Annotated in this window: 8 protein-coding genes (1 of these 8 only partly in view); all 8 read right to left on the bottom strand. The window is 50.6% G+C overall.

The genetic code is table 11. The features are described from left to right. On the bottom strand, positions 1-590 hold a 590-nt coding region (locus tag H5U02_09745; GenBank protein ID MBC7342711.1), incomplete at its 3' end, for a prepilin peptidase. 14 nt (positions 591-604) lie between these two features. Continuing rightward, a complete protein-coding gene (locus H5U02_09740) occupies positions 605-1,135 on the bottom strand; it encodes a type II secretion system protein GspG (GenBank protein MBC7342710.1) in 531 nt (176 codons plus the stop codon). A gap of 179 nt (positions 1,136-1,314) precedes the next feature. Further along, positions 1,315-2,502 carry a type II secretion system F family protein gene (locus H5U02_09735; GenBank protein ID MBC7342709.1) on the bottom strand — a complete coding sequence of 396 codons (1,188 nt, stop codon included), beginning with the start codon at positions 2,500-2,502 and terminating at the stop codon, positions 1,315-1,317. A gap of 26 nt (positions 2,503-2,528) precedes the next feature. After that, the gene (locus H5U02_09730) at positions 2,529-3,584 is read right to left on the bottom strand and encodes a type IV pilus twitching motility protein PilT (GenBank protein ID MBC7342708.1); all 1,056 of its coding nucleotides are present in this window, start codon (positions 3,582-3,584) and stop codon (positions 2,529-2,531) included. Between the two features lie 25 nt (positions 3,585-3,609). Beyond that, positions 3,610-4,770 carry a type II/IV secretion system protein gene (locus H5U02_09725; GenBank protein ID MBC7342707.1) on the bottom strand — a complete coding sequence of 387 codons (1,161 nt, stop codon included), beginning with the start codon at positions 4,768-4,770 and terminating at the stop codon, positions 3,610-3,612. A gap of 11 nt (positions 4,771-4,781) precedes the next feature. Continuing rightward, positions 4,782-5,876, bottom strand: a complete 1,095-nt coding sequence (locus tag H5U02_09720; GenBank protein ID MBC7342706.1) for a 3-dehydroquinate synthase — start codon at positions 5,874-5,876, stop codon at positions 4,782-4,784. Beyond that, entirely contained in the window at positions 5,866-6,003 is a 138-nt protein-coding gene (locus tag H5U02_09715) for a hypothetical protein (GenBank protein ID MBC7342705.1), read from the bottom strand. The genes H5U02_09720 and H5U02_09715 overlap by 11 nt, the downstream gene beginning before the upstream one ends. Before the next feature lie 40 nt (positions 6,004-6,043). Next, positions 6,044-6,073, bottom strand: partial view of a shikimate kinase gene (locus H5U02_09710; GenBank protein ID MBC7342704.1) — the 3' end only. It continues 384 nt past the right edge of the window; the window shows 30 of its 414 coding nt (coding positions 385-414); the start codon falls outside the window, past its right edge — the gene reads right to left on this strand; its stop codon occupies positions 6,044-6,046.

The following is a 6,073-nucleotide window of genomic DNA, read 5'->3' as shown; positions in this document are numbered from 1 at the left end:
TTGATATCTCCTCCCCCCATGCCCCCTCGGCTTAAAAATCCAACTAACCAAAGAAACCCTCCGCCTGCAACAGCTCCGTAAAAGCATTGCTCGAGCGTCCGCCACGCAACTGGGCCCAACTCTGCTGCCCCTTCAAGGTTCCTGGCCAAGGTAAACATAATGCCCAGCACCATCCCGGTAATCGTGACAGAATCTGGAATACGATAATGGTAGAGATCAATAAAGGCAACAACCAGACCGATCCAAATAAGGCAGGCAACGCCAAGGGCTGACCAGGTAGGCCCGAATCTCACCATTGCACCCCACAAGCTAAGGGCTCCTAAAGCTTCGACGGTTGGGTAGATCCAACCGATGGTTTGAGAACAAAAGGCACACCGCCCACGGAGCAACAAATAACTTAAAATAGGTATCATCTGCCAAGCCTTAAGGCGTTGCCCGCAGTGGGGGCAGTGCGAAGGTGGATAAACTACAGACTCTCCCTGAGGAATGCGCCAGATGCAGACATTAAGAAAGCTACCCACAACAGCGCCCAGGACCAGGGCAAATATCTGGGTAGCCACAGAATCTCCCGTTCCTAGCCAAGCCGGCAAGCGGATTTCCTCCTTCATGGCAAGACAAGATCGTCGCCGCTATCCAGCTCGCCGTCAGGACCGAATGACCTAATGACATACCCTTTAGCAGGATCGTTAGGGTCATTAAGCTTATAAGAATAGGGGTTGCCCCACGGATCGAGCGGCGCAAAGGGCCTTTGGGTGGGTGGAGTTCGGTTAACCACATCACCGACGTAGTCCTGACTAACCGATAGGTAGGGGCCATCCCATCCTGGATAAACAACCTCCGAAGCTTGGCTAATATTGTTGACTAAGGCCGCCAGCCCCTGGGTACACTCATCGCTGGGTTGGCCTCCTTCCTCGTCCCAAGGGTAGGTTCCGGTATCTGAACGGAAAAGCTCCAAAGCCCCTTGGAAATTCTTTAGCTCGCTTCGAGCAGAGTTGACTTTGGCTTGATCGGCTACGTTAAAGTACCTGGGAACCAGAATAGCAGCCATAATACCAATTATCAGCATGACCACAGTTAGCTCGATCAGCGTGAAGCCTCCGGTATTTTTCATTCGATCCTCTGATTGTTGCGGCATTTCCCCCATCTCCTCCTCCGCGTGCTCACCTTCCGGCGGCGACAATCAACTGTACCCCAAGGCACCCGGGTCAGACTCCACCCTTGGGCTCAGCACACCAGCGAGAAGTCAAGCTTGTCGGCGGCAGGCTTCGGGTCAAGTTTATCAAACCTGGCCTTGATGGCCTGCCTCGAAAACTGTTAAGATATGGTACTTAGAGCTACCACCATTGACGACAGCAAGCTCATGACCAACAGGCCTATCAATGCTCCCAATCCTAACACCAATACAGGTTCTAACACTTTAGTCAAGCCGAGCAATTGGGTATAAATCCTCTCCTCATAATATGTAGCCAATCCCTCAAGAACTGTTGCCAGCCTCCCACTCTCCTCTCCGGCATGGATCATTTGTATCACCAACGTAGGGAAAACCCCCAGTTTAGCCATGGCAGCGGCTAAGCTTTGCCCCCTGCTGACTTCCAGCTGGACCCACCCTAGAGCTCGCTGCCAGTATAGGCTACCCATGCTCTCAGCTACTACCTGCAATGCTTCTAGAAGCGGTACCCCACTGGACAACATAGTACCTAGGGTTCGCAATAGCTTGGCGCTAACCCCTCGGCAATAGGTCTTGCCAACCCATGGCAATCTGAGGGTCAGGCGGGTAACCCATATCTTCATCGAAGAGGACTGCCTATAGGCATACGCCCCTACACAGGCGACTCCTACGGCCAGAGCCAACCAGCTCCAACCCCTTTGCCAAAACCATCGATGCCAAGACAAAAGGCCTAAAACTGTTGGGGATATGGGTGCATTGAGATGCTGAAGCACCTCCGTTAACCGGGGAAAGATAAAAGCGATAATCACAAAGAACGCCAGAATAGCCGTAAGGAAGACTAGTCCGGGATAAAGTAGGGCAGAGTGAATCTTGCCTTTTATCTCCCGCTCCCTTTCTAGCTGTGCTGCCAGCCGACCCAAGGTTTCGTCTAACCTGCCGCTCACTTCTCCCGCCTTGACTATTTGAATAATCTTAAGAGGAAACAAGTCTTGGTAGTTTTGAAGGCTCTCGGCCAGACCCTGGCCATTTTTGAGGTCGCCCTCAATGGCTTTCAATAGCTCCCGCCGGTCACCGCTTGTTTCCTGCTGGAGTACCTGTAAGCACCTGAGCAACGGCAAACCACCCGAGAGCATTAACGCCATCTGCTGAAATAGAAAAGCCAAGTCCTGTAGTCCCAATCGCTTTACTACTCTACGCCCTTTTGGTTTCAGGGAAATAACCCAGAGCCCTTGCTTTTTGAGTTCGGCAGCGGCTTCGTTAGAATCTTTGGCTACTAACGTACCTTGCACCAAGTATCCTTGCTGGGTATAAGCATGATAGCTCAGCTTGACCATAGCCCTGAGCTCCTAAGCATAACGGTCTATCTGATTGCTTCTTCAATTAAGTTACTATCTCGAAGGCGGGGAGCGGCGTCCTCCAGCGCAATTATCCCCCTTCGGTAAAGATCCCGTAAAGCCATGTCCATAGTCTGCATTCCATATCTTGCGCCGGTTTGGATAGCAGATAGGATCTGATAGTTCTTTCCTTCCCGAATCATGTTCCGGATAGCCGGAGTTGCCACCATAATCTCCACCGCAGCTACTCGTCCAGGTTGATCACGTCTGGCCAGAAGCTGCTGGCTTATGACCCCTTCTATTACATCGGCGAGTTGAACTCGGATCTGTTGCTGCTGATGCGGCGGAAAGATGTCGATGATCCGGTCGACTGTCTGAGCAGCATTAGCTGTGTGAAGAGTTGCTAGGACTAAATGGCCGGTCTCAGCTGCAGTCACGGCCGTAGCTATGGTCTCGAGATCCCGCATTTCTCCTACCATGATTACATCAGGGTCTTGCCGTAACGCTGCTCGCAGGGCTTCAGCAAAGCTTTCAGAGTCGGTACCGATTTCCCGCTGGTTCACAATACTCATCTGGTGTTGGTGTAAATACTCTATCGGATCCTCAAGAGTAATGATGTGGCAACTACGTTCACTGTTAATTAATCCAACCATAGCAGCCAGAGTGGTTGATTTGCCGCTGCCAGTTGGTCCGGTTACTAGCACCAGCCCCTGGGTGCGCCGCGCCAAGTCGCTTACAATAGCTGGCATACCCAGCTCAGATAAGGTAGGGATTCGGGAGTTAACCAAACGCATGGCCAGAGCTACGCTCCCCCGCTGCCGATAGGCATTCACTCGGAACCTGCCTACCCCTGGCAAAGAATAAGCAAAATCAACCTCCCCATGCTCATAAAACTTAGCGATTTGGTTGGCAGGAATGATTTCTTGAGCAATGCGTTCTGTGATTGAAGGAAGCACCTGAGGAAAGCCTCGTTCAAGCACCAACTGGCCATCAATCCTATATACGGGAGGCACCCCAGGCGTAAGGTGTATGTCAGAAGCTCTTTTCTCGACTGCCAGCTTGAGAACTTCAGCAATAACCATGGAGCTACCATCTCCTCAGCGGTTATTAAGTGGCAGGAATAACCCGGACCAGCTCCTCCGCCGAAGTTATGCCTCCAGCAACTTTTTTGAGGCCGTCCGCCCACAGGTCAACCATCCCCTGAGCAACAGCAACCTCTTTAATTTCCTGGCTCGGCCTTCTTTTGAGTATCAGCTCCTTGACCTCAGGACCGACAGCCATAATTTCGGAAATGGCGGTTCTTCCCATATAGCCTGAGTAGTAACATTTAGGACAACCGTTAGCTTTATATGCTTGTCCTACCATCTCTCGGCAGCCACAAAGCTTACGGACTAAGCGTTGTGCCATTACCCCGTTTAATGCAGAAGCAATGCGAAAGGGCTCTATCCCCATGTCCATCAACCTAACCACAGCGCTAGCGGCATCGTTGGTATGAATCGTACTAAGAATTAGGTGGCCAGTAATGGCGGCCTGAACCGCTATGTCAGCTGTCTCAGGGTCCCGGATTTCGCCAACCATTATAACATCTGGGTCTTGGCGAAGAATCCCTCGCAGAGCAGTAGGAAAATCTAGTCCAGTTTTGTAATTGACCCAGACTTGGCTCACTCCATCCATGACATATTCTACAGGATCCTCGATAGTGACAACGTTCCTATGAACTACATCGATCTCTCGCAAGGTTGCGTACAAGGTGGTAGTTTTCCCGCTTCCAGTAGGCCCAGCTACTATAACCATGCCGTGGGGAAGGTTAAACAGGTGGCGGTAAAGTTCTAATGTCTGGTTATCAAATCCCAGCTGGGCAAGACTAAATAACCTTGCATTGCGGTCCAAAAGCCTAAGCACAATCTTCTCGCCAAAAACAGTTGGCATACACGAAACCCGAAGGTCGATATCACTACCATGACCACGAACCTGTATCCTGCCATCTTGAGGTAAGCGTTTTTCAGCAATGTCCATGTGCGCCAATACTTTTATTCTAGAGACTAAGGCACTCATCACTTCCTTTTCGATCGGTAGATAGGGCTGAAGAACACCGTCCACCCTTAAGCGTACTGCAGCATCATGCTCTCGCGGCTCAATGTGGATGTCGCTAGCCCTTCGCTCTATGGCTTGGAGCAATATCTGGTTGAAAAAGCTGACTGCTGGAACCGAACCCATTTTACCTTCCAACAAAACATCAATGTCCACTACTTCGTCGTTAACAACCACCTTTACCCCACCTAAGCTAGCAGTCTCAGGGCTTCCCGGCCGTCTATTTGGTAAACAGATACTTCCCCCAGTTGCTTCGGCATAACCACAGATACTTTGCCTTCTCGGTTCTTTTTGTCTTGCTGGAGGGCCGGCAATAAACTATCCAAGGAGATGTTCTTGGGTATCGAGGTTGGCAAGCCGGCTCGTTGGAGAAGCGCAATTAACCTTTCGGCCTCACTGGCTGAAAAAACCCCCATGCGGACTGCCATCCTGCTTTCCTCCGCCATTCCAATCGCAACTGCTTCGCCATGGTGAAAAAGCTTATAGCCGGTTACGCTTTCCAACGCATGTCCCACCGTATGTCCAAAGTTCAAAACTGCGCGCAGCCCTACCTCCGTCTCGTCCAGAGATACAATCTTACACTTGACGGCAACCGACTGCTTAATAGCCTCCTCAATAATGTCCAGATCGACATCCAAAATCCGCTCTAACTGTTTCTCTACGAAGGTAAACAGGACAACGTCGTCAATCACACCATACTTAATAACCTCTGCCATTCCACAAACAAGTTCTCGCCGGGGCAAAGTTTTAAGAGTGATCGGGTCTATCACGACTGCCTTGGGTTGGTAAAACGTTCCGATCAGGTTCTTGCCCAGGGCATGGTTAATCCCATTTTTGCCGCCAATGGCGCTGTCCACTTGGGCCAGGAGAGTCGTAGGTATTTGAATCAACGGAACCCCACGTTTATAAGTCGCAGCCGCGAACCCAGCTATATCCCCCACTACTCCACCGCCCAAGGCCAAAAAAGGAGTCCAGCGTTCGAAATGGTGCTGGGCGGCTAAATCCCACAGCTTGCAGATAGAGTCGAGGCTCTTGGCTTTTTCATCGTCATCGACGATCCCTGATATGACTTCCCATCCCTCGGCTACCAGACTGTGGGTTAATCGGTTCCCATAGAGCTCCATAACGGTAGGGTTACTTATTAACATACACTTCTTGGCATTGGTTAAACCGCCCACAGCTTCAGGTATGGAATTTAGGGCTCCTAGAGTCACGGTTATAGGGTAAGATCGACTCCCAAGCTTTACAAATAAATCCCGTTCCGTAGTCTGTTTATTCGCCAGCTTCCTTCCACCTCTTCAGTACCTCCTCTACCACTTGATTAACACTAAGATCGGAGGTATCAATTGTATAATCAGCAAATCGGTAATACACTTCGCGGTCGCGCATCAAATCAATAATCGCAGGCAAAGCCTTGCCCCGCAGCAAAGGCCGGCGAAAAATGGCATAATCATAAAAAACAAAAAATCGTATGAAATCG

The organism is Clostridia bacterium (assembly GCA_014360065.1).
Lineage (GTDB): Bacteria > Bacillota > DSM-521 > Neomoorellales > JACIYF01 > JACIYF01.
Note: the sequence above shows the minus strand (reverse complement) of the source record. Positions and strands in the feature narration are given on the sequence as shown.

Bases quoted from the DNA above. Each gene is read 5' to 3' on its own strand.
- H5U02_09740 (MBC7342710.1), bottom strand. From the start codon at position 1,135: ATGCCGCAACAATCAGAGGATCGAATGAAAAATACCGGAGGCTTCACG.
- H5U02_09735 (MBC7342709.1), bottom strand. From the start codon at position 2,502: ATGGTCAAGCTGAGCTATCATGCTTATACCCAGCAAGGATACTTGGTG.
- H5U02_09730 (MBC7342708.1), bottom strand. From the start codon at position 3,584: ATGGTTATTGCTGAAGTTCTCAAGCTGGCAGTCGAGAAAAGAGCTTCT.